Consider the following 24415-nt stretch of genomic DNA (forward strand, 5'->3'; position numbering starts at 1 on the left):
CGCGATTCTGCGTGGTGTGGTCGGGAATCCGTCGCCCCACGATTGATTGCACGTGTAATGGTTTGTCGTTAGATTTTTCGTGAGACGCACGTCACACTGGAGCGCCGCGAGGAGACGACCATGACCCAGATCCCACATTTCATCGCAGGCACACGCGTCCCGGGGGAGTCCGGGCGATTCGGGGACGTCTACAACCCCGTGCGGGGCACGGTCGCGGCGCAGGTGCCCCTGGCCACCGCGGACGAGGTCGAGCGCGCCGTCATCTCGGCCCAGGAGGCGTTCCCCGTATGGTCCGCGCTCAACCCCCAACGCCGGGGGCGGCTCTTGCTCAAATGGGTGGACCGGATTAACGAGAACGCGGACGAGCTGGCCGAGCTGCTGTCCAACGAACACGGCAAGACGCTGGAGGACGCGCGCGGGGACATTCAGCGCGGCGTCGAGGTCGTGGAATTCGCCGCCGGGGCACCCCACCTGCTCAAGGGGGAGTTCTCCGCGAACGCCGGCACGGGGATCGACGTCCACTCGGTCCGCCAGCCCCTCGGCGTGGTCGCGGGGATCACACCGTTCAATTTCCCGGCCATGATCCCGCTGTGGAAGACCGGCATCGCGCTCGCAGCGGGCAACACGTTCGTGCTCAAGCCCTCGGAGCGCGACCCGTCCGTGCCCGTGCGGCTCGCGGAACTCGCCGTCGAGGCCGGGATGCCCGAGGGCGTGCTGAACGTGGTCCACGGGGACAAGACCGCCGTGGACGCGCTGATCGAGGACCCGCGCGTCAAGGCCATGGGATTCGTGGGTTCGAGTCCGATCGCCCAGTCCATCTACGTGGCCGCCGCGCAGCACAACAAGCGCGCCCAGTGCTTTGGGGGTGCCAAGAACCACATGGTCATCATGCCGGACGCGGACCTCGAGCAGGCCGCGGACGCCCTCATGGGCGCCGCCTACGGCTCCGCGGGGGAGCGCTGTATGGCGGTGTCCGTGGCGGTGCCCGTGGGGGAGGCCACCGCAGACCGGTTGGTCGACCTGCTGCGCGAACGCATTGACCAACTCACCCTGGGCCCGTCCCTCGACCCGGCTTCGGACTTCGGCCCGGTCGTGGGCCCGGACGCCAAGGAACGCATCGAGCGCTACATCGGCATCGGTGAGCAGGAGGGCGCCACGCTGCTCGTGGACGGGCGCGGCGCGGAGGTCGCGGGTCACCCCGACGGCTTCTGGGTCGGGGCCACCCTGTTCGACCACGTCACACCGGACATGCAGATCTACAAGGACGAGATCTTCGGCCCCGTGCTGTGTGTTGTGCGTGCCGAGGACTACGAGGAGGCCCTGCGCCTGCCCTCCGAGCACGAGTACGGCAACGGCGTGGCCATCTTCACGCGCGACGGGGACACCGCGCGCGACTTCACGTCCCGGGTGGACGTGGGGATGGTGGGCGTGAACGTCCCGATCCCCGTGCCCATCGCGTACTACACCTTCGGCGGGTGGAAGGCCTCCGGTTTCGGCGACCTCAACCAGCACGGCACGGACGGGTTGAAGTTCTACACGAAGACCAAGACCGTGACCACGCGCTGGCCCTCCGGGGCCAAGGAGGGCTCGAGCTTCGTGATGCCCGCCGGCAGCTGAGCGGGCCCGCGGGCGGCCGCGGGTTCCCTTCCACGGGGCCCGGCCCTGGTCCCCGCCCCATAGGTCCCGCGCCTCACGACCCGCACTTCGCGACCCGAGCCGAACGCCCGAACCGAACGTCCCGAACCCCCGGGTTCCGTACCGTCAGGGAGCACCATGAACACCTCCGGCACAACAGATCTCCGGGTGGCCTTCCTGGGCCTGGGCCATATGGGCGGGCCCATGGCCGCCAACTTGGTGGCCGCGGGCGTCCCGGTCCTGGGGTTCGACGTGGTCCCCGCCGCGATGGACGCCGCCCGCGCGGCCGGGGTCACAGTGGTGGACTCGCCCGCGGCCGCGGTCCATGAGGCGCAGGTCGTCATCACCATGTTCCCTTCGGGTCGACACGTCCGGCAGGCCTACACGGGCGACGACGCCGCGCCCGGTCTGCTCGCGGCGGCACCCGCCGGGACCACGTTCCTCGACTGCTCCACGATCGACATCTCCGACGCGCAGGACGCCGCCGAACTCGCCGTGGCGGCGGGCCACCGGGCGGCGGACGCACCGGTCTCGGGCGGCGTCGTCGGGGCGGAGGCGGGAACGCTCGCGTTCATGGTGGGCGCCCCGAAGGACGTATACCGGGAGGTGCTCCCGCTGCTCGAGATCATGGGCGGGCGGATCGTGCACTGCGGGGGCAACGGCATGGGGCAGGCCGCGAAGATCTGCAACAACATGATCCTGGGCGTGTCCATGATTGCGGTGAGCGAGGCGTTCGTGCTCGCCGAGAAACTGGGGCTCACGCACGACGCGATGTACGACGTCGTCTCGCAGGCCTCGGGACAGTGCTGGTCCCTGACCACGAACTGCCCGGTGCCCGGGCCGGTTCCCGCGAGTCCCGCCAACCGCGATTTTCGGCCGGGCTTCGCCGGAGCCCTGATGGCCAAGGACCTGAACCTGGCCGTCTCCGCACTGACCGATACCGGGGTCGCGGCCCACATGGGCCCGCTCGCCGCGCAGCTGTACCGCGAGTTCGCGGCCGGCGACGGCGCCCACCGGGACTTCTCGGGGATCATCGAGACCATCCGCGCCGAGAGCGAGCGCGGGGCCTGAATGGCATCGCCTGACCAGCAAGGATTGAGCGGGGAGCTTGCGCGGCGGGGCTTAAATGGCGGGGCCTGGCGTCGCAGGGGCGTCAGCCCTCGATCGCGAAGTCCCCGGCGTGTGCGCGGAAGCGCCGCAGGATCGCGATGAGCGAGTCCACCTCGTCCGGTGCGAACCCCGTGTCGCGGAACAGGTCACGGTTGAGCGCCTCGGTGGCTTCGGCGGCTACGGCCGTCCCCCGATCCGTGAGCACGATGGTGATGGCCCGCCGGTCACTGGGCAGCGGTTCGCGGCGCACCAGGCCCGCGTCCTCGAGGCGGTCCACCGCGTTGGTCACGGAGGTCGGGTGGACCTGCAACAGGGCACTGGCCTTCTTCATGAGCATCTGGTGCTCGCGCGAGAAACTCAGCAGCGCGATCAGCTCGTAGCGCGCGAATGTGAGCCCGAACGGTTTGAGGACGGCCTCGGCCCGGGACAGCAGGATCTGTTGCACGCGCATGATGGCCGTGACCGCCGCCATGGGCGCGGCGGTGTCCTCCCACCCATGCCGCATCCAGTTGCGTTGGGCCTCGGCAATGGGGTCCCTGGGAAGCCCGGGAGTGGTCGACATAGGGAACCCGCCTTCCTCATCGGATGCCGTCGGTGCCCTCCCGCGGCCCGGTCAGGGTACCAAGGGCCTGTCATCGAACGTCCGTCACCGGGCGACCGTCACGGGAGGGCCGTCACCGGGCGGCCATTACTGGTCCAGGGACAGATCCTCCTCGCGGTACTCCGTCCCGTACCCCTCCGGCGCTCGGCCGGATTTGGAGCGCCGCGTCTCCACCGAGCGCAGTTCCACGCGACGGATCTTGCCCGAGATGGTCTTAGGCAGTTCGAGGAACTCGATCCGACGGATCCGCTTGTAGGGTGCGACCTTGGTGCGGCAGTAGGCCAGGATCTCCGTGGCGGTCGCGACGTCGGCCATGCGGCCGGGCGCGAGCGTGACGCAGGCCTTGGGGACCGCGAGGCGCAGCTCGTCCGGGGTGGGGACGATGGCCGCTTCCAGCACCGCGGGGTGTTCCACGAGCACGGACTCGAGCTCGAACGGGGAGATCTTGTAGTTGTTGGACTTGAACACGTCGTCGGAGCGGCCCATGTAGCTGAACACCCCGTTCTCGTCCACCGAGACGATGTCGCCGGGTTCCAGACCGATCCAGTACATCGTGGAGAGGTGGCCCACGGGGTAGGACGTGTGGGTGTGCTCCACGAGTTTCGGCTTGGACGTGGTCCCGGACGTGAAGTACAGCAGCAGGGTAGCGTCCCCGCCCGTGGGCGAGTCCGGTTCCAGTTCGTCCGAGCTCGCGTACGCGTCCCGGTAGTCCAGGCACGTGCGGTGGGGAAGCTCGGGGGCGGCGACCGGTTCGGAACCCGCCCGGACCCCCGGGACGTACACGACCGCGTAGTCCCCGGGCCCGGAGGCGAACTTGGCGGCATCCTCCACGCCGCCCACCGCCCGCGAGGCGCCGGCGCGTTCCACCCGGCCGTGAGGTCGGTGGGTTCCATCTGGGTGGTCGAGGGGATCACCACCGCCCCCAGCTTGATGCACGCGAGCATGCACTCCCACAGCTCCACCTGGTTGTTGAGCATCGAAGCGCGGCCACACGAACTTTTCCCGGGCCCGTTCCCACTCCTGCTGGAGCGACACCAGGTGGTCGCGTGCGGCGCGAATCTCGTCCGTGACGGTCATGACCGCCCCCCCTCGAATTCATGTGATCTGTGACACACATATGTACTTGGACGGTCTATAATTGAAAAGATCACCATTGGATTACCGAGCACCCGAGGGCCAGGATGACCACCACCATCACCTCCTCTCGTCCCCGTGCCGCGTCCGAGCTTCCCGGAGTGGACCTGCTGAAGATCCAGCAGCTGCTCTGCGATGACGAACGCACCCGTTTGGCGGGGATCGAGAAGCACCTGCAGGACAACGTCCGCCGTCAGTCGATCGACCCGTGGAACCGGGAGCACCTGCCCCTGGAGATGCTGCCCCCGCTCGCCGAGCTCGGCCTGGGCAACCTGTTCCGGGACGGCTCGTCCCTGTTATTCCAGGGACTCGTGCATGCGCAGCTCGCCCGGGCGGACGTGTCCCTGTCCGCGCTGATCGGGATCCACAACGAGTTGATCGTGGGGACCCTCGTGGAACTGGGGTCGCAGCAGCAACAGGACACGTGGCTCCCCGGACTCTCGGACCTCTCCACGATCGGGGCGTTCTGCCTCACTGAACCCGAGCACGGCTCGGACATCGCCGGCGGCCTGGCCACTACGGTCACCCGCGAGGGTGACGAGTGGGTCATCAACGGTCGAAAACGTTGGATCGGTGCCGGAACCGTGGCCCAACTGGCCCTCGTGTGGGCGCGGGACACGGCCGACGGTCAGGTCAAGTGTTTCGCCGTGCCCACCGGGACACCCGGGTACGCCGCGACCAAGATCGGCAACAAGATGGGTCTGCGCATCATGCAGAACGCGGACGTGACGTTCACGGACCTGCGTGTCCCCGCGGACGCCCTGCTCCCCGGGGCCGTGAGTTTCGACGCCGCCAACATGCTGCTCAAGGACTCGCGCGCCTGGGTCGGGTGGCAAGCGGTGGGCGCCCAACAGGCCATCCTGGACGTCCTGCGCGAGTACACCCTGCGGCGGGAACAGTTCGGCAAGCCTCTCGCGAGCTTCCAGATGGTCCAGCAGGCCATGGCGGAGATCGCGGGCAACCTCGCGGCGAGCTCCGCGCTCATGGTGCAAGTCACCCGCCTGCAAACGTGCGACGAGATGGACATGATGCACGCGGCCCTCGCCAAGTCCACCGCGACCCGGCTCGGCCGGCGCTCGGCCTCACTGGCGCGTGACGCCCTGGGCGGCAACGGCCTGCTGAGCGACTACGAGATCGCCAAGGTCCTGGGGGACCTCGAGGCCATCTACACGTACGAGGGCAGCTACCACATCAACTCGCTCATCGTCTCCCGGGCGCTGACGGGGGTTTCCGCGTTCGTCTGAGTGGCCGGGAGCTGACGACCAGAAGTGGGAAGCCGTGCCCGCACGACCGCGCCCGGGGTCGTGACCGACCGGGCGCGGTCCCTCATGAGCGAGGGCCGCACGGTTAGGCGGGGATTCGGCATCCTCGTTACCCTGGTGACAGCGCCTTCGCGCGCCGTCGGGCGTTCTCGTCCCCACCGCACCCGCACCCTTCGGTGCCGGTCCCGCGTGGGCGGCCCCGCGGCGTCGTCGTCGGCGCCGTGAACGACCCACCCAGTACTCCACGCACGGCCGCAGCCAGCGGTCGGGCGAGAAACGGACGTGAGACCGCATGGCTGCCAAATCCACCCTGGACAATGTCATCTCCCTGGCCAAGCGCCGGGGCTTCGTGTTCCAGGCGGGTGAGATCTACGGCGGTTCGCGCTCCGCGTGGGACTACGGGCCCCTGGGCGCGGAACTGAAGGAGAACATCAAGCGCGAGTGGTGGCAGACCTTCGTGCGCGGCCGCGCGGACATGGTGGGCCTGGACTCCTCGATCATCCTGCCCTCCGCGGTGTGGGAGGCTTCGGGCCACGTGGAGACCTTCACAGACCCGCTCGTGGAGTCGCTGCACACCCACAAGCGCTACCGCGCGGACCACCTGCTCGAGGCGTACGAGGCCAAGCACGGGCATCCGCCGGTCAACGGGCTCGCGGACGTCAAGGACCCCGAGACGGGCCAGGACGGCAAGTGGACCGACCCCCAGCAGTTCTCGGGGCTCATGAAGACCTTCTTGGGTCCCGTGGACAACGAGGAGGGCAAGCACTACCTGCGCCCGGAGACCGCTCAGGGCATCTTCGTGAACTTCCTCAACGTGGTCACCGCGGCGCGCAAGAAGCCCCCGTTCGGGATCGGGCAGATCGGCAAGGCGTTCCGCAACGAGATCACCCCGGGCAACTTCATCTTCCGCACGCGGGAGTTCGAGCAGATGGAGATCGAGTATTTCATCCACCCGGACGAGGCGAAGCGCTACTTCGACGAGTGGGTCGAGGCGTGTTGGAACTGGTTCGTGGACCTGGGTGTGAACCCCGACAACATGCGCCGCTACGACGTCCCCGAGGACGACCGCGCGCACTACTCGGACGGCACGATCGACATCGAGTACCGTTTCGGTTTCCAGGGCTCCGAGTGGGGCGAGCTGATGGGCGTGGCCAACCGCACGGACTTCGACCTGAACAACCACACCGAACACTCCGGCACCAAGATGCAGTACTTCGACCAGGCCTCGGGGGAGCGTTATACCCCGTACGTGATCGAGCCGTCATTCGGGCTGACCCGTTCCATGATGGCGTTCCTCGTGGACGCGTACGTGGAGGACGAGGCCCCCAACACCAAGGGCGGCGTGGACAAGCGCACCGTGCTGCGCCTGGACCCGCGCCTCGCTCCGGTCAAGGCCGCCGTGCTGCCGTTGTCCAAGAAGGAGGACCTGCGCCCCGCCGCGCAGAACCTGGACGCCGAGCTGCGCAAGCGCTGGAACATCGACTACGACGACGCCGGGGCCATCGGCCGCCGCTACCGCCGCCAGGACGAGATCGGCACGCCGTTCTGCATCACCGTGGACTTCGACACCCTCGAGGACCAGGCCGTGACCGTGCGCTCGCGCGACGAGATGACCCAGGAGCGCGTGGGTCTGGACCGCGTCCAGCAGTACCTCGCCGACCACCTCGAGAAGTAGGCACCGCATGAGCATCGAGTACCGTCCGTGGCGCGAGGACGACGACCTGCGTCTGCTCGAGGTCTGGCCGGACGCGCCGTCGGCACCCGCGCAGGCCTTCCGTGCGCGACTGGGTGCCGACGACGCCGCCGCGTTCTCCCGCACGCTCGTGGCCGTCGACGACGGCGTCCCCGTGGCGGCCGGGGTGGTCTACGAGTCCTCGTGGCACCCGCGCCGGTTGTGGGCGTACGTGGAGGTGGCTCCGGACCGGCAGCGCGAAGGCATCGGCCGGGAGCTCCTGGCGCGCTTGCGGAAAGTGGCCGCGGACGCGCCGTCGAGCGTCACGGCGCTGCGCTCCCGCGTGACCCCCGGCTCCGCGGGGGAGAGCTTCGCGAAGGCGGAGGGCCTGACCCCGGCCATGCGCTCGCGCGTGGTGCGCGTGGCCGCGGGTGCCCTGCCCGAACCCGCGCTCGGACAGGCCGCGGACGGCTCGTGGGTGCGCTCCGTGGAAGATCTCGCGACCGGTTCCGTGGAACTAACACGCGCCTTGTGGGAGTTCTACCGCTCGGTCCACGAATGGGACCCGGTCGCGGAGATCGGGATCGGTGCGGTGAACCGGCAGTTGCTCTCGGACACCGCCGGAGCGTTCGGAGCCCTGGTGCTGCGCGCGGGCGCTCCGGGGAGTGACGGTCCCGCACCGATCACCGCGTTCGCCGTGAGCTACCGCCCGTTCGATCCGCAGGATCCCGAGGACCGGGCCACCCGGTTCGAGGCCGCGGACGTGTTGCTGGGCTACGTGCCGGGCGCCTCTTCCGATGACGGTTCCGCGCGTGAGGCGGGTGCGGCCGTGGAGACGCTGCTGGCCCTGCTGGTCCGGGACTACCCCGTGGAGCTCGAGGTGGACGACTCCATGACCCCGCTCGTGGCCGTGGTGGACAACCTGCTGGAGGCCGGGGTCGCGCACGTGGTCACGGAAACGGTCACGCTGGTGGACGACCGCGTGTAAGGCCGCCGGTCCAAGCCGGTGCGGGGGGAGGACGGGTGCGGTGAGGACACTGGTTCTCCACGCGGGTGACCACACGGCGTGCCCGTACGGCATCGACCTGTTTCCGGGTCCGGGTTTCCCGGTCACCGGTGTCCGACCCCTGCGCGGCAGGCTACCCCGGAAACTGCGGGACGTCGTGGAGCATCGGACCCACACTATGGTGGACGTGCCCCTCAGGGCCGTGCCCGGGGTGCGGAACGCCGAACTGGTCCTGGGGGTGCTCGAACCCGTCACGGCACTCGCCGCGCAGCTCAAGCGGCGGGACGTGCCGCCGTACGCAGGCACACTCCTGGTGATGATTTCGTGCTAGCTCATGGAATGGATCCGACGAGCGGATCCCCATCGCAGACGCGCGCTCGTCCGCCGGTTCTCGGCGGTGGATCTGATCCTCACGCTGAGCCGGAACCAGATCGACATCCTCGTGGATGCAGGGTTCCGGGCCGATCAGGCGGCCGCTATCCCGTTCGGCTGCGCACCGGAACTGTTCACCGACGACGGGACGCAGCGGGCCGTCGACGTCCTCGCCGCCAGGTCCGATCACGGCCGTTCCCACGCGGGAGCTCGCGTACCTCACCGGGCAAACGGTGGCACTCGAGGCCGCGGCCGGCGGGGCAGCCGTGGCCTTCACCGCGACCGAAGCCCTGAGCGAATACCTCAGCGCGGGGTTCGCGGCACCCGTGGCGGTCGGTGACCCCGAGGGTTGGCGACACACCGTGGACCGCTTGCTGCGCCACCCGGCCGAGCGGGAGGCGCTCGCGGAGGCGGGTAGGGCCGTGGTCACCGAGCGGTTCACGTATGACAGGATGTGGCGCGCGTTGCGGGACGAGCTCCACGATCACGGGATCCGTTCGGGCCGCGGTGCGAACTGACCGCCGCCGTCCGGTCTCGGTCTACGAGGCCTCCGCGTGCTGCTCGTGCCGGGACAGCACGGCCGTCACGAGCCACGCGGCCACGCTCGCGAGCGCCACGGCGGTGGAGCCCGCGGCCAGGATCGCGGGCACCGAGGACTGACCTGACGACAGGACGTCGAGCGGGTCGGCGCCGAGCAGCCTCGCGGGCCCCGCAATGCGTCGTTCGTGGTAAGACGTTCACGGAGGAAAGGAGTCCCATGCCCGAGACCCAGGCGAGTCCGTCGCGCACGGAGCCACCGCGACGCCAGGAGATGAACGGCCGGTTGCGGCTGATCGCCACGGTGGCCACGTTCGGCGGATTGCTGTTCGGTTACGACACCGGGGTGATCAACGGAGCGCTGCCGTCCATCGTGGCGGATCTGCGGTTGACGCCGTTCCTGGAGGGTCTCGTGGCCTCGATCCTGCCGTTCGGCGGGGCGTGGGGCGCGGCGTTCGGCGGCAAGCTCGCCGACCGCTACGGCCGCCGCCGGGTGCTGATGATACTGGCTGTGGTCTTCGTGGTCGCCACGATCGGGTGTTCGATCGCACCCACCGTCGCGGTGCTCGTGATGTTCCGCTGCCTGCTGGGGCTGGCCGTGGGCGCGTGTTCCGTGATCGTGCCCGTGTTCCTCGCCGAACTCGCCCCCTCGCACCTGCGCGGTCGCGTGGTCGCTCAGAACGAGCTGATGATCGTGGGCGGCCAGGCGCTCGCCTTCGTGTTCAACGCGGGGTTGGCGACGGCGTTCGGGCACCTCCCGCACGTGTGGCGCGTCATGCTCGTGCTCGCGACCGTCCCCGCGCTCGTGCTGTGGATCGGGATGATCGTGGTGCCGGAGTCCCCCCGCTGGCTGGCCCGCCACGGAGCGGTGGAGAAGATGTTCCAGGTGTTGCGCCGCATCCGCGAGGACTCCTACGACCGGCGCGAGGGTGAGACCGTCCTGGAACTTGCCCACGAGGACGAGCACCGCCCCGCGGCCCGGATCACGGATCTGGTCCGCGTCCCGTGGATCAGACGAATCTTCGTGCTGGGCGCGTCCATGGCCGTGATCAACCAGATCTCGGGGATCAACGCGATCCAGTACTACGGCGTCACGGTGCTGCAAGACGTGGGCTTCGGGGGCAACGGGGCGTTCTACGCCAACATCATCCCCGGGATCATGGGGGTCGTGGCTGTTGCCCTGGCCATGTACCTGCTCAAGCACGTGGGCCGCCGGACACTGTTGCTGACCGGGTTGGTGGGGACGGCAACGTCGTTGACGGGCTTCGCGGTGTCCTACCTGACGATCCCCGAGGGCAGTCCGGCGCGCGCGTGGGTGATCCTCGCGTGCATCGTGGTGTTCGTGGGGTTCATGCAGTGCTGCATCGGCACCGTGACGTGGTTGTACATGTCCGAGATCTTCCCGCTCAACGTGCGCGGCGTGGGCATGGGTGTGTGCGCATGGATCCTGTGGATGATGACGTTCCTGGTGGGGCTCACGTTCCCCGTGCTCACGGACGCGCTGGGCGTGGGGTACACGATCATGATCTTCGTGGTGCTCCAGCTCGTCGCGATCGTGTGGGTGTACTGCGTGGCCCCGGAGACCAAGGACAAGTCCCTCGAGGAGCTGGAGCGCTACTTCCGCGCCGGGTAGGGGACAATGGTTCGTCAGTCGTCCTACGACGCCCCGTCCACACCATGTGAGGAACCGTCCGTGTCCTGTGAGCTCAGCGAAACCACCACCCCGGAAGACTTCGCGCGCCCGCGCTGGGTCGCGCAACCGGACGTGCGTGAGCGGGCGCAGCGGTTGAGCACGAAGTTCGAGGAGGTCTACGCCCGCCCGCCCGCAGGGGTGTGGGCCGCGCCCGGCCGCGCAAATCTCATGGGCGAGTACATCGACTACTCGGGCGGGATGTGCCTGCCCTTCGCCCACCAGTATGTGACGTTGACCGCCGCCGCACCCCGCACGGACGGGCTGCTGCACGCGCAGTCCCTCCAGGACGCGGACGCCTCCGTCGCGGACCGTGAGCCGCGCGCGGCCCGGGTGAGTGACGTCCAACCCGGAGCCATCCACGGCTGGTTCGGCTACGCCGCGGGCGTGGCGTGGGGGATGAACCGCGTGGCCGTGGGGCACTCCGAGCACGAGGCCGTGCCCGAACTCGCGCTCGGTGCGGACTTCGGCGCGGACCTGCTCGTGGACTCGACCGTGCCCATCGGCGCGGGGCTCGCCTCCTCCGCGGCGCTCGAGTGCTCGGTCGCGCTCGCCCTGTTCTCGCTGCGCACGGGCGACGACCACCCGGACGACACCCTGCGCCGCGCCCTGGCCCGAGCCTGCATGGACGCGGAGAACTACATCGTGGGCGCCAACACCGGCGGCCTGGACCAGACGGCGTCCCTGCGCTCGCACGCCGGGCAGTTGCTCGCGCTGGACTGCCGCGATTTCGACGTCGCCCGTCTGCCCGCCGATCCCGCGCTCGCGGGTCTCACGTGGCTCGCCGTGGACACGTGCGCCCCGCACAAACTGGCCGACGGTCAGTACAGTTCCCGCCGCGCCGAGTGCGAGGCCGCTGCCGCGGTGCTCGGGGTCTCCCGGTTGCGCGACGCACTGCCCGAGGATCCGGGGTTCGACGACGCCGCGGCGGTCCTCCAGCGCTTCGACCACCTGCTCGGGGCGGGCGCTCCGTTGACCGAGGACCCCCGAGGGACCCGGTTGCGCCTGCGTCATTCCGTGACCGAGATGGTGCGCTCGGAGAAGATCGCCCGACTCCTGCGTGAGGCGGACCCGGACTGGGCGGCCGTGGGGCGGCTGCTCGTGGCGGGCCACGAGTCCATGCGGGACGACTGCCAGGTCACGGTCCCGGAACTGGATACGGCGGTCGAGGGCTGCCTGGCCGCCGGGGCCGTGGGCGCCAAGGTCGTGGGCGGCGGTTTCGGGGGCTCGGTGATCGCCTTGGTTCCCGAGACCCACGTGGAGCGACTCGCGAGCGCGGTGCAGCACCGGTTCGGGGAGAACGGGTTCCCCGATCCGCTGTTCCTCACGCTCACCCCGTCCGACGCCGCCCGCAGGGTCCTCTGACCCCGCGCCCCTGCGGCATCGGTTGCACGGGGCAATGATCGGTGCTGGAAGAATCACGCGGTAGGAGCACAGGAGGAGGGCGCATGTTCGCACGGGCCAGGGTGGCGCGCAGGCTGCAACGGGGCCGGGCGGCGTCGTCGTCCGGGGACACCGCCACGGCACGCGATCACTACGAGGCGGCCCTGCGCGCGGCGCGACTCGGGGAGGCGTGGCTGGAAGCGGGCCAGGCGGCGTCGTGGTTGGGGAATCTCGCGCGGGACGCCGGCGACTGGGCGGACGCGGAACACTACTACCGACTGGCCGCGACGCAGTACAAGCGCGCGCCACGGTCGGCGCGATCCCTGGGAGCGCGGGTGCAGTGCCTCGAGAACCTCGGGGACGTGCTGCTGCTGGCCGGGCGCCCGTGGGACGCATACCGCGAGTTCCAGGAGGGGGCCGCGGCGGCGGGGGTGGATCCTGCGCGACCCGCCGGGGACGGTGCGGGCTTCGTCACGCGGGAGGACCTGCGCTGGGTGTCCCACCTGGCCACCGCGGCGCAAGCGGCCGGGCGGCGCAAACTCGCGGCCGAGCACTACGAGACCGTGCTCGCGGGCTGCGAAGCGCGCGGGGACGTGGCCGGGCAGATCATGTGCTGGAAAGGGCTCGCGGCGCTCGCCGAGGGGATGATGGCCTGGAACGACGTTGCCCACGCCCTCCACACCGCAAGCAACCTCTACCCCGCGCTGCCCGAGCCGGAGGCCCACACCCGCGAGTGGGTGCAGTGCCTGCGGGACCTGGGCGCGGTGTACAAGACCCTGGGTCGCAGGGAGGAGCAGGTGCGCGCGTTCAAGCTCGCGATGCGACTCGAGCAGGTGGACGCGTCCGCGCGCACCGACCGCGACGCCGGGCAGCGGACGAATGAGACAATGGCCCACGATGAGCACCGAGACGACTGAGACCGCGGACCGTGAACCGGCCGTGTTGAACTTGAAACCCCTACAGCTGGGCCGGCTGACCGTGGACGTACCCGTGGTCCTGGCGCCGATGGCCGGGGTCACGAACAAGTCCTTCCGCACCCTGTGTCGGGAGTACGGCGGGGGACTATACGTGACCGAGATGGTCACGGCGCGGGCACTCGTGGAACGCCGCCCCGAGTCCCTGCGGATCATCGACCACGACCCCCACGAGACCCCGAGATCCATCCAGATCTACGGTGTGGACGCCGTGAACGTGGGCAAGGCCGTGCGGATGGTCGCGCAGGAGGATCGCGCGGACCACATCGACCTCAACTTCGGGTGCCCCGTGCCCAAGGTCACCAAGCGCGGTGGTGGTTCCGCCCTGCCGTGGAAGACCGACCTGTTCCGCGCGATCATCCGCACGGCGGTGCGCGAGGCCGGGGAGATCCCCGTGACCGTCAAGATGCGCATCGGCATCGACGGCGAACACCAGACCTTCCTGGATGCCGGGCGCATGGCCCGCGATGAGGGGATCGCCGCGGTGGCCCTGCACGGGCGCACCCTCGAACAACACTATTCGGGCCACGCCGACTGGGATGCGATCGCGCGGCTGCGCGAGGCCCTCCCGGACATCCCCGTGCTGGGCAACGGGGACATCTTCTCCGCGGAGGACGCGGTGCGCATGGTCGAGCACACGGGCGTGGACGGCGTCGTCGTGGGTCGGGGCTGTCAGGGCCGGCCGTGGCTGTTCGGGGACCTGCAGGCAGCCTTCGAGGGCAGCCCGCGCCGCTACCGGCCGGGTGTGCGCAAGGTCGCGGAGACCGTGTACCGCCACGCCGAGCTGCTCACCCAGGAGTTCGGGGACGAACTCAAGGGCTGCCGCGAGATCCGCAAGCACGTGTCCTGGTACTTCAAGGGGTACCCGGTGGGCGGGCAGTTACGCGCCCGCATGGCGCAGGTGCCCACACTCGCCGCGCTGCGCGAACTGCTCGACGAACTCGACCTGGATGCCCCCTACCCGGGCGCGGACGTCGAAGGGCCTCGGGGCCGGGCGGGCTCGCCCAAGAAGCCCCACCTGCCGGACGGCTGGCTCGACTCCCGCATCCTGGGCGACGCCGAACGGCTGGGTCTCGCGGCCGCCGAGCTCGACGTCTCGGGAGGCTGATCCCACTGCACACCCCCGACCGTCTGGCGATCCTGCCCCCGGACTACGAGCCCACCGACACCGAGCGGTTCGTCGTCGAGAACCACCACAACCGCCATCGCAGCCACTTCGAGCGGGACCGCGCGCGCGTGCTGCACAGTTCCGCGCTGCGAAGGCTCGCGGCCAAGACCCAGGTGGTCTCGCCGCAGTCGGACGACTTCGTGCGCAACCGGCTAACCCATTCGCTCGAGGTCGCCCAGATCGGGCGCGAGCTGGGCAAGTCGCTCGGGTGCGATCCGGACGTCGTGGACGCCGCGTGCCTGTCCCACGACCTCGGTCACCCGCCGTTCGGGCACAACGGTGAGACGGCGCTCGCGCAGCTGACCCGCGGGATCGGGGGCTTCGAGGGTAATGCCCAGACCCTGCGCCTGCTCGTGCGGCTCGAGCCCAAGATCATCGCGCCGTCGGGGGAGCCCGCGGGGCTCAACCTTACCCGCGCGACACTCGACGCCACGTGCAAGTACCCGTGGAGCGCGGCGGACGCCCCGCCCCGGCCGGACGGGCGCCCCAACCGCAAGTTCGGAGTCTACGAGGACGACCTGCCTGTGTTCGAGTGGTTCCGCGCGGGCGCGGTGCCCGGACGCAAGTGCATCGAGGCCCAGGTCATGGATCTCGCGGATGACATTTCCTACAGCGTCCACGACGTCGAGGACGCGGTCGCGGCCCACGCCCTGCAGCTCGAGAACCTCACGCAACCCGCGCACCGCCACCGGGTCATCGAGTGCACCCGCAGCTGGTACCTGCCCGCGGCCACGGAGGACGAGCTCGACGCCGCGCTGTCCCGGCTCGAGTCCTCATCCGTGTGGATTCCCCGTCTGCACGGGACACGCGCGGATCTGGCACGACTGAAGAACATGACGAGCCAGTTGATCGGCCGGTTCGCGATGTCCGCGGTCGCGGCCACCCGGGACGTGGCCGGGGACGACCGGCTCACCCGGTACCGGGCGTCCCTCGTGGTCCCGCGCGAGACGGAGCTGGAGATCGGGGTGCTCAAGGGCATCGCGACCGCGTTCGTGATGACCGTGCGGGACGCCCTGCCCCTCTACGACAACCAGCACGAGATCCTCACGATCCTCGTGGACGCCCTGATGCAGACGGACGGGCGGTTCCTGGCCCCCGAGTTCGCCGCGGACTGGCGTGCCCTGGGGGACGGCCCCGGCAGTGAAGCCGCCCGGTTGCGGCTCGTGGTCGATCAGATCGCGTGCCTCACGGACCGCTCCGCGGTCGCGCTGCACGACCGGATCCGGGGCACCAACTGGCGCACGGGGGACAAGCCGCTCTGGTGAGGTCCGGCGGCATCAATTCTGTGCCCCACATCGCGTCCCGTTGATCGGGAAAATCGGGTGCGTCACGTCCGCGTGAGACTAAGATCACCGTGTTCCCTCCCCACGACCGGAAGTGATCCCGTGAGTTCCGAAACCGCCGCCCCATCGCGTGGGCTCGTCCTGGAATCCGCCGCCTGGGTGGCTCCGCTGTGTTGGATCGCGGTGCTGCTCGACGGTTTCGACGCCGTGGTGCTCGGCGCCGTCATGCCCGCCCTGCTCGCGGACCAGGCGTGGGGGATGACCACCGGTGAGGCCACCGCGGTCGCGACCGCCGGTCTGTTCGGCATGATGGTCGGCGCCCTGGGCATGGGCTACCTCACGGACCGCTGGGGCCGGCGCAAGATGCTCATCGGCGCCGTGATCGTATTCTCGGTGCTCACGTTCGCCGCCGCGTTCACCCCGACCGTCCTGTGGTTCGGCATCCTGCGCTTCCTCGCGGGCCTGGGCCTGGGCGGTTGCCTGCCCACCGGCATCTCCATGGTCACCGAGTTCTCCCGCCCCGGCCGCGGCTCCAACGCCACCACGGTCATGATGACCGGCTACCACGTGGGTGCCGTGCTCACCGCAGCGCTTGCGATCTGGGTGCTGTCCCACTTCACGTGGCACACCATGTTCATCGTGGGCGCGCTGCCCGCCCTGATCCTCGTACCGCTCATGCTCGTGTTCCTGCCCGAGTCCCCGTCCTACCTCGCGTCCAAGGGCCGCCTCGAGGATGCCCGCCGGGTGGCCGCGCACTACAACGTGCCTTTGGAGATCGGCGACGCCGCCCCCGCGGCCTCGGGCGCGCGCGGTGCCGCAGCGCCGTCGGCCCAGGTGGTGGCCGAGAAGAAGGGCGCGGCCCTACTGTTGAGCGGCACGTACGCGCGCAACTCAGTGGTGATCTGGATCGCGTCCTTCATGGGTCTGCTGCTCGTGTACGGGCTCAACACGTGGTTGCCGCAGATCATGCGCGCCGCGGACTACGACCTCGGCAACGCGCTGGGCTTCCTGCTCATCCTCAACGTGGGCGCCGTGGTGGGGCTGTGGATCGGTGGCCGCGTGGCGGACCGGATTACCCCCCGCATCGCGAGCATCATGTGGTTCGCGGCCTCGGCCGTGCTGCTCGCGGCCCTCGCGATCCGGCTGCCCGTGGCCGGGATCTACGTCATGGTGTTCCTGACCGGGTGCTTCGTGTTCTCTTCCCAGGTGCTCGTGTACGCGTTCACCGCGACCAACCACCCGCCGCGCGTGCGCGCGACCGCCCTGGGCATGTCCGCCGGGGTGGGGCGTCTCGGCGCGATCAGCGGTCCCATCGTGGGCGGCACGCTGCTGGGTGCCGGGCTCGCGTACCCGTGGGGCTTCTTCGCGTTCGCCGCGGTCGGTGCCCTGGGCAGCCTGGCTATGGTCGGCTCCAAGACCGTGGGTGCCCCGGACCGCCGCATGGTGGTCGGCGGGAACGACGACGCCCCGGCGGCTCGCTGACCCCGCGCCCTGTTCGTCGCAGGACCGTTCGGTGACGCCGTGGCCGGAGTCATCGCGTGTCCTTGCGGGCCCGTTAACCAGTCGTTCCGGGCCGCTGCACATCCGTGACGCGTGCGCGATCCGGTTTGACGGGGTGCCTAAACTGGCCGAGTGGCCGGACTGATCAAGCGTGAAGACATCGACGAGGTCCGTGCGCGCACGGACCTCCGCGAGGTCGTGGAACAGTACGTGACCCTCAAGCCCGCGGGCATCGGTTCGTACAAGGGACTCTGCCCCTTCCACGACGAACGCACGCCGTCCTTCCACGTGCGCCCCCAACTGGGCACGTACCACTGCTTCGGGTGCGACGAGTCCGGGGACGTCATCTCCTTCCTCATGGAAATGGACCACACGCCGTTCTCGGAGACCGTGGAACGGTTGGCCGCCCGGATCGGGTACGAGCTGCACTACGAGCAGGGTTCCGCACCCAACCGGGAGGAAGTAGGGCGTCGACAGCGGTTGCTCGACGCACACAAGGTGGCCGCGGAGTTCTTTCAACGCAACCTCTACACCCGGCAGGCCGCCGCGGCCCAGCGGTTCCTGGGGGAGCGCGGTTTCGATCATGACGCCGCTCGCACCTACGGGATCGGCTACGCACCGCAGGGGTGGTCCCACCTGTTGCAGCACCTGCGCAATCACGGGTTTACGGACCAGGAACTCAAGCTCACCGGCATGGTCTCGGAGGGCAACCGCGGACTCTACGACCGGTTCCGGGGGCGGCTGATCTGGCCCATCCGCGCGGTCGCGGGGGAGGTCATCGGGTTCGGGGCACGCAAGCTCTACGACGACGATCCCGGCCCCAAGTACCTCAACACCCCCGAGACCCAGCTCTACAAGAAGTCCCAGGTGCTCTACGGCATTGACCTGGCCAAACGGCCGATCGCCAAGACCAAACAGGTCGTGGTCGTGGAGGGGTACACGGACGTCATGGCGTGCCACCTGGCCGGGATCACCACGGCGGTGGCCACGTGCGGCACCGCGTTCGGCGCGGACCACATCAAGATCGTGCGCCGGTTCCTCTCGGACGACTCCGCCGGGGGAGAGGTCGTGTTCACGTTCGACGGCGACGCCGCCGGACAGAAGGCCGCGCTGCGCGCCTTCCAGGAGGACCAGCGGTTCGTGGCCCAGACCTACGTGGCGGTCGAGCCCCACGGGATGGATCCGTGTGACCTGCGCCTGACCCGCGGGGACGTGGCCGTGCGTGATCTCGTGGAGTCCCGCACCCCGCTGTTCGAGTTCGCCTTGAAAGCCACGATCCGCGAGTACGACGTCAACAGCCTCGAGGGTCGGCTCCGCGCCATGCGGGCGTGCGCCCCGATCGTGGCCGGGATCCGTGACCCCGCCCTGCGCCCCGCGTACGCGCGGGAGCTGTCCGGGTGGCTGGGGATCGAGACGAACGAGGTGCTGCGCGCCGTCGACGCCGCCTCCCGCAGTGAGAACGGCCGGGGAGAACCGGGGCGGGGGCGCGCTCAGGGGTCGACCCCGGACCGTCCGGATGCGCGTGGCCACCGCGGTGACTCGGTCGGATCGAGGCATGGCTCGGGGCCTGTCTCCGGGCCCGGCTCGGCCCCCGGTGAGAACCACCGGCCCGAGGCGCCCGAGCTGCCGGATCCGCGCGAACCCGTGTCCCGGATGGAACGGGAGGCGCTCGAAGTGGTGCTCCAGCTCCCGGACCTCGTGCCGGACGGCTACTGGGAGCATTTCGATTCCGCCGGCATGACGTACCGGGTGCACCAGGTCTTGCACGATGCCGTGGTGGCCGCCCGCGCGGACGAGGACTATCACGGGGAGGGCGGTCGCGCGTGGCTCGAACACGTGCGCGCCCACCTGCCCGAACCGTTGCACGGCTACCTCGCACAACTGTCCGTCACGCCGCTACCCGCGGCCACCGAGCAACAAATGCGCAACTACGCGGTGGGCGTGCTCACCTCGCTCGTGGAGATGCACATCAACCGGGCGAAGTCGGACAAACTGGCCCACCTCAACCGGTTGAACGCGCAACGGGAACCCGAGCTGTACCAACAGCTCAACCGCGAACTGCTGGACCTCGAACTGCAGCGGCGCAGCCTCACCGGGGTGTGACCCCGACTCAGAGGGGTGTGGCGCTTGCGGGTGGTGGCGGGGATTCGATTTGAGGAAGCCGCGACGGGGCGGTAAAGTATCGTCTCGTTGCGCAGCAGTGCGTACATTCCCCCGTAGCTCAATTGGCAGAGCATTCGACTGTTAATCGAAGGGTTACTGGTTCGAGTCCAGTCGGGGGAGCCACCACGGAGGCCCTCTTCCAGTACGGAAGGGGGCCTTCGTCGTATCCAGGGCGGCACCCGCCTCCGGGAGCCGCCGCGGCCTAGTAGACTCGGCGGCTGTTCCGTACGTGCGGCCCACGACTCAGGCGGGTGACCCGGTTCCGTGACTCTGGCTTCTCGCCGATTGTGGGCCGTAGCGGCGCTGTTGTACTCGGTGTGGGTCCTCTATCCGCTCGTGAACCGGGAACTGCACCCGTGGACGTCCTTCGTGTCCGAGTGCGTCGTCGCGGACCTCGCCGGGGCCACCGTGCTGCGAACCGTGGACGCAGTGGTCGGGGTGGTGCTCGCCGGGGTGACGGCGTTCTCCTCTGCGCGGCTGCGGACCCTGTGGCGCGCTCTCCCGAACGGTGCGCGAGGGACGGACGGGCCCGCGAAGTGATGTCCTCCCGCAATCGCGGTGTGGCTCATCGCCGCGGCCGGTGTGCCCGTCGCCCAGCGGTTGCGCTCACGGGAACTCACAACGAAAAGGACAACGGTTCCGCGCCGTCGGGCATCGGGGATCATGTCAGCACCCGCGAAGTTATGGGCGGCCCCGTACGGATCCTCGATGCGGGCTCCGGGCCGGTCATCGTGTGCTGTTCCGGCGTGGCGTCGACCCTGTGGGACTGGCTTCCCGTCGTCGAACGGCTACGCCGGGACCACCGCGTGATCGTGTACGACCGCCCCGGATACGCCCAGGGGGACCGGGTGTCCGAACAACTCCCCGATCTCGATGAGGAGGCGCATCGGTTCGCCGCCGTGCTCACCGTGTGCGGCGTTCGGGAACCCGTCACGGCCGTGGGACATTCCTTCGGTGGCGCGGTGGTCGAAGTGGCGGCCCGGGTGCATCCGGGGCGGATCCGTCACCTCGTGTTGCTGGACGCGTCCGTGCCCTCGGCCGAGGGCGCGGACCCGGCCCACGACGAGGCCGCGACAGCCCGCCGGTTCCGCCGGTTCACGCTGCCCCTGGCGCGGTCCCGCGTGGCGGGTGCCGTGTGGCGTGTGATGGGCCCCGTCGTGGCCGGGCGACTCGTGCCCGGACGCGGACGCCTCATGCGTTCGTGGCCGCAGCTGCGCGTGGATCTGGCATCCCCGAACTTCCTCATGGGGTCCCTGCGGGAACTCGCGGGCTACGTGGCGTGCATGAACCGGTTGCGGGAACTGGCCGCCCACACGCCCCTGGACCCGGAGCTGGACGTCCTGGTGGTGGCCGCGAACGGACGGCTGCCGCGGATCGGGGTCACCCGGTGGGTGCGCCATATGCTCGCCCGGGCCACCTACCTGTCCCGGGAAGCGCCCGTGCACACGATCGTGTTGCGACGCAGCGGTCACTTCGTCATGGTGGATCACCCCGAGCGGATCGCCGCCGTGATCGCATCCGTCAGATCAGGTGTTCTTCCCGCGCACGGTTGACCGCCGCCGTCCGGTTGTCCACCCCGAGCTTGTCGTAGATGTGTACAAGGTGCGTCTTCACGGTGGCTTCCGAGATGAACAATTCCTTGGCCAGGGCCCTGTTGGACGCGCCCGTGGCGAGCCCGCGCAGGATCTCGATCTCCCGCGCGCTCAGCGACGTGCCGGGGGAACGCACCCGCTGCATGAGCCGCGCCGTGACGGAGGGGGACAGTACGGGGCGGCCCGCGGCGGCGTCGTGCACGGCAGCACCGATGGTCTCGGGCTGCGAGTCCTTGAGGAGGTAACCGGTCGCGCCGGCCTCGAGCGCGGCGACGATGTCCGCCTGGGTGTCGTAGGTCGTGAGGATCAGCACCGGGGGCCCGCCCGCCGCGACAATGCGCCGGGTCGCGTCCAGCCCGCCCATCCCGGAACCCATCTGCAGGTCCATGACCACCACGTCCACGGAGCCGCCCGCGCGGGACAGCATCTCGAGCGCCACGCGTCCGTCCGGCGCCTCGGCGCCGACCACGATGTCACCCACCGATTCGAGCACCGCGCGCAGCCCGGCGCGTACCACGGGATGATCGTCCACGAGCAATACGCGGGTGGTCATGACGAATCTCCATTCGGCAGGGGGCGGGTGGCTTCGGGCGCGGGCAGGGGCAACCGCAGGTTCACGGCCGTTCCGGCGCCGGGTTCGGACTCCACGGTCAGGACGGCCCCGAGCTCGTGCGCGCGGCGTCGCAGGTGGGCCAGTCCGAAGCTGTCGTTGCGTGCGTCGTCGGCGGCGGAACGCGGTCTGAAGCCCGCGCCGTCGTCCACGACGTCCAGCGTCACGGCGTCGTCCCAGCCCGCGAGGGTCACGACGGCGCGTGACGCCCGCGCGTGCGAGGTCACGTTCGCAAGGGTGGACTGCGCTGCCCTCACGAACAGGGTGCGCTGCGGGGCGGGCAGTTCGGGGACGGCACCTTCCACCGTGAACTCGCACGTGAGCGGCGCGCCCACGGCGCGGGCCGCCTCCCGGGTGCGGTGACACACCTCCGCGAGGACGGCGGGCAGGGAGTCACCCGGTGCCGGCGCGGCGAGGTCCCGTACGAACCGACGCGCCTCCGCGAGGTCGGCCGCGGCCGTGTCCTCGATCGTGGCCAGTTGCGCGCGGGCCGCGTCGAGCTCGGCGCGCTCCAGCGAGCGCTGTGCGGCCCGTGAGACTAGCACGATCGAGGTCAGCCCCTGGGCCAGGGTGTCGTGGATTTCGCGGGACAACCGGTCGCGCTCGGCCATGGTCCCCGCGTCCCGTTCCTGGCGCGCCAGCTCGGCTCGCGTGGATTCGAGATCGCGGATCGCGCGCACGTGGCGGCGGGTGTCCTCGTACAGTGCGCGGTACCCGAAGCTCACGAGCAGCGCGACGATCGCACCGATCGCGGGTCCGAGCGCCATTCCCGCCGTGAACGCTCCCGGGGCGGCATGTAGGTACTGGGAGAGCACCACGACGCCGGTGAGCACCATGATCGCGACCAGCGCCGCCGCGGTGGGCAGTACCACGGGGCACAGGAAGAACAGGGGGAACGCGACCCACGAGAAGTCCGGGCTCAGCAGGGCCAGCGCGGCCCACAGCGCCGCGATGAGACCGAGCCACCCGGGACCCCACCGCAGGGATTCCCGGCTCGCACGACCCCGTGCCACACGGTTCTCCACCAGGGTCCCCGCGAGGTAGACCGCCGCGAGCAGCACGCTCAGTCCCAGGACGACGGCGATCATCGCCCCGCCGCCAGGGGCCCGGCTCAGGTGCAGCACCGCGCGCACGGCGGCGAGCACCAACAGCGCCGCGAAGCTCACGTGCAACGTGACCCGCAGGGCGCTCAGCACGGCGGGGGTGGAGAGGTCCTCGCGCACTCGGGGGCTCCTTTCCGGGTCGTGCGGTGGACTGGTTGGTCGGAGCGGCGTGCCGGGGACGGCGTCGTCGTCCTGCCCGGGTCCCGGGCGCGGTCGCACGAGTGCGGTGCCCCGACCAAGACGCAGCGTCCCGATCGCCGCGCGGCGATCGGGCGGATGCCGCCATCGGCGAGCAGCGCGCACGGCACGGCCGGGTCTCCCGCCATGCTACGCATGTGACGCGAGTGGCGGGTCAACCGATTGGTTGAGAGCGGCATCCCCCGAGGGGCTGGACGGTCTCCACCCGCGGGGCGATCCGCCGGCGGCCGCCTCCCGCGAGGCTTGAGGGGAACAGTTTCTCGACCCATCGGAGATCACCATGTACCTGTCCCTACGGGACATCACGTTCGCCAAGGGGCGGTTCGCGTTGCTCGCGACCGTCGTGGCCCTGATCACGCTGTTGCTCGTACTGCTCACCGGGTTGACCAACGGGCTGGGCCACCAGAACACCTCGGCCCTGGAACGGTTGCAGGCGCAGCGGTTCGTGCTCAGCGCCCCGGCGGGGGACGCGTCCGACCCGTCCTTCACGACGTCCCGGATCACCGCGGACGAAACGCGCGCGTGGCGTGACGCCGTGGGCGCGCACCACGTGGAGCGGCTCGGCCTCGTGCAGACCACCGCGCGGGCCGGGGACGGGGTGAACTCCTCCGCCGACGCCGCGTCGGCCACCTCCGTGGCCGGTGTCGCGCTCGAACCGGGCTCGCGGCTCGCGCCCGGGCTGAGCGCCGTCAACGGGGTCACCCACCCACAGGACGGCACCGTCGTGCTCAGTGAGACGCTGGCTCGCGAGATGACCGTGGGCGTGGGGGACGCGGTGACCCTGGCCGGCACGTCCCTGAAGGTCACCGGGGTCGTGGCGGACGAGTACTACAGCCACGTGCCGGTCGTGTGGCTCAGCATGGGGGACTTTCCCGCCGTGGCCCACACCGACGACCCCGAGCAGGCCACCGCCCTGGCCCTCACCACGGACACCGTGCCCGAGGGGGTCACGGAGCGCACCGCAACCGTGGCCATGGACACCGGGGACGCCTTCGCGGCGCTGCCCGCCTACGAGTCGGAGCAGGGCTCGCTGCGCATGATGCAGGGCTTCCTCTACGGCATCAGCGCCCTGGTGGTGATCTCCTTCTTGACCGTGTGGACCATCCAGCGCACCCGGGACATTGCTGTGCTGCGCGCTCTCGGCGCGAGCCGTGGTTACGTGGTGCGGGATTCCCTGGTCCAGGCCGTCGTGGTGCTCACGATCGGCGTGCTCGTGGGCGGCGGCCTGGGGATCGCCGGCGGTGCGCTCGCCGGGTCCGTGGTCCCGTTCGTGCTGAGCGCTGCGACCATGGCGCTGCCCGTGGCCGGTGTCCTGGCGCTGGGACTGATCGGGTCCGTGCTCGCCGTGCGCCGCGTGTCCACCGTGGATCCGACGATCGCCCTGGGAGGTAACTGAGCATGCATTCCGATCGTCACCCCCGT

20 protein-coding genes, 1 tRNA gene and 1 pseudogene are annotated in these 24415 nt (G+C 70.0%); 18 read left to right on the forward strand and 4 right to left on the reverse strand.

Translation table 11 applies throughout. The annotated features are described in order from the left end of the window. Positions 1 to 120 precede the first annotated feature (120 nt). Both RF646_RS09780 and mmsB read left to right on the forward strand, forming a co-directional pair. Positions 121 to 1617, forward strand: a complete 1497-nt coding sequence (locus RF646_RS09780) for a CoA-acylating methylmalonate-semialdehyde dehydrogenase (protein WP_368835857.1) — start codon at positions 121 to 123, stop codon at positions 1615 to 1617. A gap of 156 nt (positions 1618 to 1773) precedes the next feature. Then, positions 1774 to 2706 carry a 3-hydroxyisobutyrate dehydrogenase gene (gene mmsB, locus RF646_RS09785; RefSeq protein ID WP_239318215.1) on the forward strand — a complete coding sequence of 311 codons (933 nt, stop codon included), beginning with the start codon at positions 1774 to 1776 and terminating at the stop codon, positions 2704 to 2706. Positions 2707 to 2788: 82 nt separating this feature from the next. Here mmsB and RF646_RS09790 read toward each other — a convergent pair whose 3' ends face one another. Next, positions 2789 to 3307 carry a MarR family winged helix-turn-helix transcriptional regulator gene (locus RF646_RS09790; protein ID WP_167318695.1) on the reverse strand — a complete coding sequence of 173 codons (519 nt, stop codon included), beginning with the start codon at positions 3305 to 3307 and terminating at the stop codon, positions 2789 to 2791. 126 nt (positions 3308 to 3433) lie between these two features. Continuing rightward, positions 3434 to 4423 (reverse strand): annotated as a pseudogene (locus tag RF646_RS09795) (AMP-binding protein). A 104-nt stretch (positions 4424 to 4527) separates the two neighbouring features. On the opposite strand from RF646_RS09795, the gene RF646_RS09800 reads away from it, so the two are divergent. The 15 genes from RF646_RS09800 to RF646_RS09870 all read left to right on the forward strand — a co-directional run bounded on the left by RF646_RS09800 (position 4528) and on the right by RF646_RS09870 (position 21043). Further along, positions 4528 to 5724, forward strand: coding sequence for an acyl-CoA dehydrogenase family protein (locus RF646_RS09800; RefSeq protein ID WP_368835858.1), 1197 nt, complete (start codon positions 4528 to 4530; stop codon positions 5722 to 5724). A 310-nt stretch (positions 5725 to 6034) separates the two neighbouring features. Next, positions 6035 to 7417: a glycine--tRNA ligase gene (locus RF646_RS09805; RefSeq protein WP_368835859.1), complete on the forward strand. Its 1383-nt coding sequence runs from the start codon at positions 6035 to 6037 to the stop codon at positions 7415 to 7417. 7 nt (positions 7418 to 7424) lie between these two features. Next, positions 7425 to 8402 carry a GNAT family N-acetyltransferase gene (locus RF646_RS09810; protein ID WP_368835860.1) on the forward strand — a complete coding sequence of 326 codons (978 nt, stop codon included), beginning with the start codon at positions 7425 to 7427 and terminating at the stop codon, positions 8400 to 8402. 40 nt (positions 8403 to 8442) lie between these two features. Continuing rightward, the gene (locus tag RF646_RS09815) at positions 8443 to 8751 is read left to right on the forward strand and encodes a hypothetical protein (protein WP_368835861.1); all 309 of its coding nucleotides are present in this window, start codon (positions 8443 to 8445) and stop codon (positions 8749 to 8751) included. A 274-nt stretch (positions 8752 to 9025) separates the two neighbouring features. After that, entirely contained in the window at positions 9026 to 9310 is a 285-nt protein-coding gene (locus tag RF646_RS09820) for a glycosyltransferase (RefSeq protein WP_368835862.1), read from the forward strand. A gap of 239 nt (positions 9311 to 9549) precedes the next feature. Then, positions 9550 to 10962 (forward strand): sugar porter family MFS transporter, encoded by a 1413-nt coding sequence (locus RF646_RS09825; protein ID WP_167318691.1) that lies wholly within the window; start codon positions 9550 to 9552, stop codon positions 10960 to 10962. Positions 10963 to 11022: 60 nt separating this feature from the next. Beyond that, positions 11023 to 12384 carry a galactokinase gene (locus RF646_RS09830; protein WP_368835863.1) on the forward strand — a complete coding sequence of 454 codons (1362 nt, stop codon included), beginning with the start codon at positions 11023 to 11025 and terminating at the stop codon, positions 12382 to 12384. An 83-nt stretch (positions 12385 to 12467) separates the two neighbouring features. After that, entirely contained in the window at positions 12468 to 13319 is an 852-nt protein-coding gene (locus RF646_RS09835; RefSeq protein WP_368835864.1) for a hypothetical protein, read from the forward strand. Continuing rightward, positions 13300 to 14484 carry a tRNA dihydrouridine synthase DusB gene (dusB, locus tag RF646_RS09840; protein WP_064846741.1) on the forward strand — a complete coding sequence of 395 codons (1185 nt, stop codon included), beginning with the start codon at positions 13300 to 13302 and terminating at the stop codon, positions 14482 to 14484. The genes RF646_RS09835 and dusB overlap by 20 nt, the downstream gene beginning before the upstream one ends. 5 nt (positions 14485 to 14489) lie before the next feature. Next, positions 14490 to 15809: a deoxyguanosinetriphosphate triphosphohydrolase gene (locus tag RF646_RS09845; RefSeq protein ID WP_368835918.1), complete on the forward strand. Its 1320-nt coding sequence runs from the start codon at positions 14490 to 14492 to the stop codon at positions 15807 to 15809. Positions 15810 to 15929: 120 nt separating this feature from the next. Next, on the forward strand, positions 15930 to 17309 hold the full coding sequence (locus RF646_RS09850) for an MFS transporter (protein ID WP_368835865.1): 1380 nt from the start codon (positions 15930 to 15932) through the stop codon (positions 17307 to 17309). A 150-nt stretch (positions 17310 to 17459) separates the two neighbouring features. Beyond that, the gene (gene dnaG / locus RF646_RS09855; protein WP_085106644.1) at positions 17460 to 19430 is read left to right on the forward strand and encodes a DNA primase; all 1971 of its coding nucleotides are present in this window, start codon (positions 17460 to 17462) and stop codon (positions 19428 to 19430) included. A 107-nt stretch (positions 19431 to 19537) separates the two neighbouring features. Then, positions 19538 to 19613 (forward strand) — tRNA-Asn (locus tag RF646_RS09860). A 141-nt stretch (positions 19614 to 19754) separates the two neighbouring features. Continuing rightward, the gene (locus tag RF646_RS09865) at positions 19755 to 20030 is read left to right on the forward strand and encodes a hypothetical protein (protein WP_239318208.1); all 276 of its coding nucleotides are present in this window, start codon (positions 19755 to 19757) and stop codon (positions 20028 to 20030) included. A gap of 143 nt (positions 20031 to 20173) precedes the next feature. Next, positions 20174 to 21043: an alpha/beta fold hydrolase gene (locus RF646_RS09870; RefSeq protein WP_368835866.1), complete on the forward strand. Its 870-nt coding sequence runs from the start codon at positions 20174 to 20176 to the stop codon at positions 21041 to 21043. On the opposite strand, the gene RF646_RS09875 is transcribed toward RF646_RS09870, so the two are convergent. Together RF646_RS09875 and RF646_RS09880 are read right to left on the reverse strand one after the other, a co-directional pair. Then, on the reverse strand, positions 21012 to 21635 hold the full coding sequence (locus tag RF646_RS09875; RefSeq protein ID WP_085106647.1) for a response regulator transcription factor: 624 nt from the start codon (positions 21633 to 21635) through the stop codon (positions 21012 to 21014). The genes RF646_RS09870 and RF646_RS09875 overlap by 32 nt on opposite strands. Next, complete coding sequence (locus tag RF646_RS09880; protein ID WP_312795273.1) at positions 21632 to 22915, reverse strand: histidine kinase; 1284 nt, start codon at positions 22913 to 22915, stop codon at positions 21632 to 21634. Before RF646_RS09880 ends, RF646_RS09875 begins: the two co-directional genes overlap by 4 nt. Before the next feature lie 358 nt (positions 22916 to 23273). Between RF646_RS09880 and RF646_RS09885 the strand changes: the two genes are divergently transcribed. Further along, entirely contained in the window at positions 23274 to 24389 is a 1116-nt protein-coding gene (locus RF646_RS09885; RefSeq protein ID WP_368835867.1) for an ABC transporter permease, read from the forward strand. The last annotated feature ends 26 nt before the right edge of the window (positions 24390 to 24415 follow it).

Source organism: Kocuria sp. CPCC 205261 (genome assembly GCF_040981025.1).
Classification (GTDB): Bacteria; Actinomycetota; Actinomycetes; order Actinomycetales; family Micrococcaceae; genus Kocuria; species Kocuria marina.

What these genes read in the sequence shown, in the direction of transcription:
- RF646_RS09780 (WP_368835857.1), top strand. Translation starts at nt 121, where the DNA reads ATGACCCAGATCCCACATTTCATCGCAGGCACACGCGTCCCGGGGGAG.
- mmsB (WP_239318215.1), top strand. Translation starts at nt 1,774, where the DNA reads ATGAACACCTCCGGCACAACAGATCTCCGGGTGGCCTTCCTGGGCCTG.
- RF646_RS09790 (WP_167318695.1), bottom strand. Translation starts at nt 3,307, where the DNA reads ATGTCGACCACTCCCGGGCTTCCCAGGGACCCCATTGCCGAGGCCCAA.
- RF646_RS09800 (WP_368835858.1), top strand. Translation starts at nt 4,528, where the DNA reads ATGACCACCACCATCACCTCCTCTCGTCCCCGTGCCGCGTCCGAGCTT.
- RF646_RS09805 (WP_368835859.1), top strand. Translation starts at nt 6,035, where the DNA reads ATGGCTGCCAAATCCACCCTGGACAATGTCATCTCCCTGGCCAAGCGC.
- RF646_RS09810 (WP_368835860.1), top strand. Translation starts at nt 7,425, where the DNA reads ATGAGCATCGAGTACCGTCCGTGGCGCGAGGACGACGACCTGCGTCTG.
- RF646_RS09825 (WP_167318691.1), top strand. Translation starts at nt 9,550, where the DNA reads ATGCCCGAGACCCAGGCGAGTCCGTCGCGCACGGAGCCACCGCGACGC.
- RF646_RS09835 (WP_368835864.1), top strand. Translation starts at nt 12,468, where the DNA reads ATGTTCGCACGGGCCAGGGTGGCGCGCAGGCTGCAACGGGGCCGGGCG.
- dusB (WP_064846741.1), top strand. Translation starts at nt 13,300, where the DNA reads ATGAGCACCGAGACGACTGAGACCGCGGACCGTGAACCGGCCGTGTTG.
- RF646_RS09870 (WP_368835866.1), top strand. Translation starts at nt 20,174, where the DNA reads ATGGGCGGCCCCGTACGGATCCTCGATGCGGGCTCCGGGCCGGTCATC.
- RF646_RS09875 (WP_085106647.1), bottom strand. Translation starts at nt 21,635, where the DNA reads ATGACCACCCGCGTATTGCTCGTGGACGATCATCCCGTGGTACGCGCC.
- RF646_RS09885 (WP_368835867.1), top strand. Translation starts at nt 23,274, where the DNA reads ATGTACCTGTCCCTACGGGACATCACGTTCGCCAAGGGGCGGTTCGCG.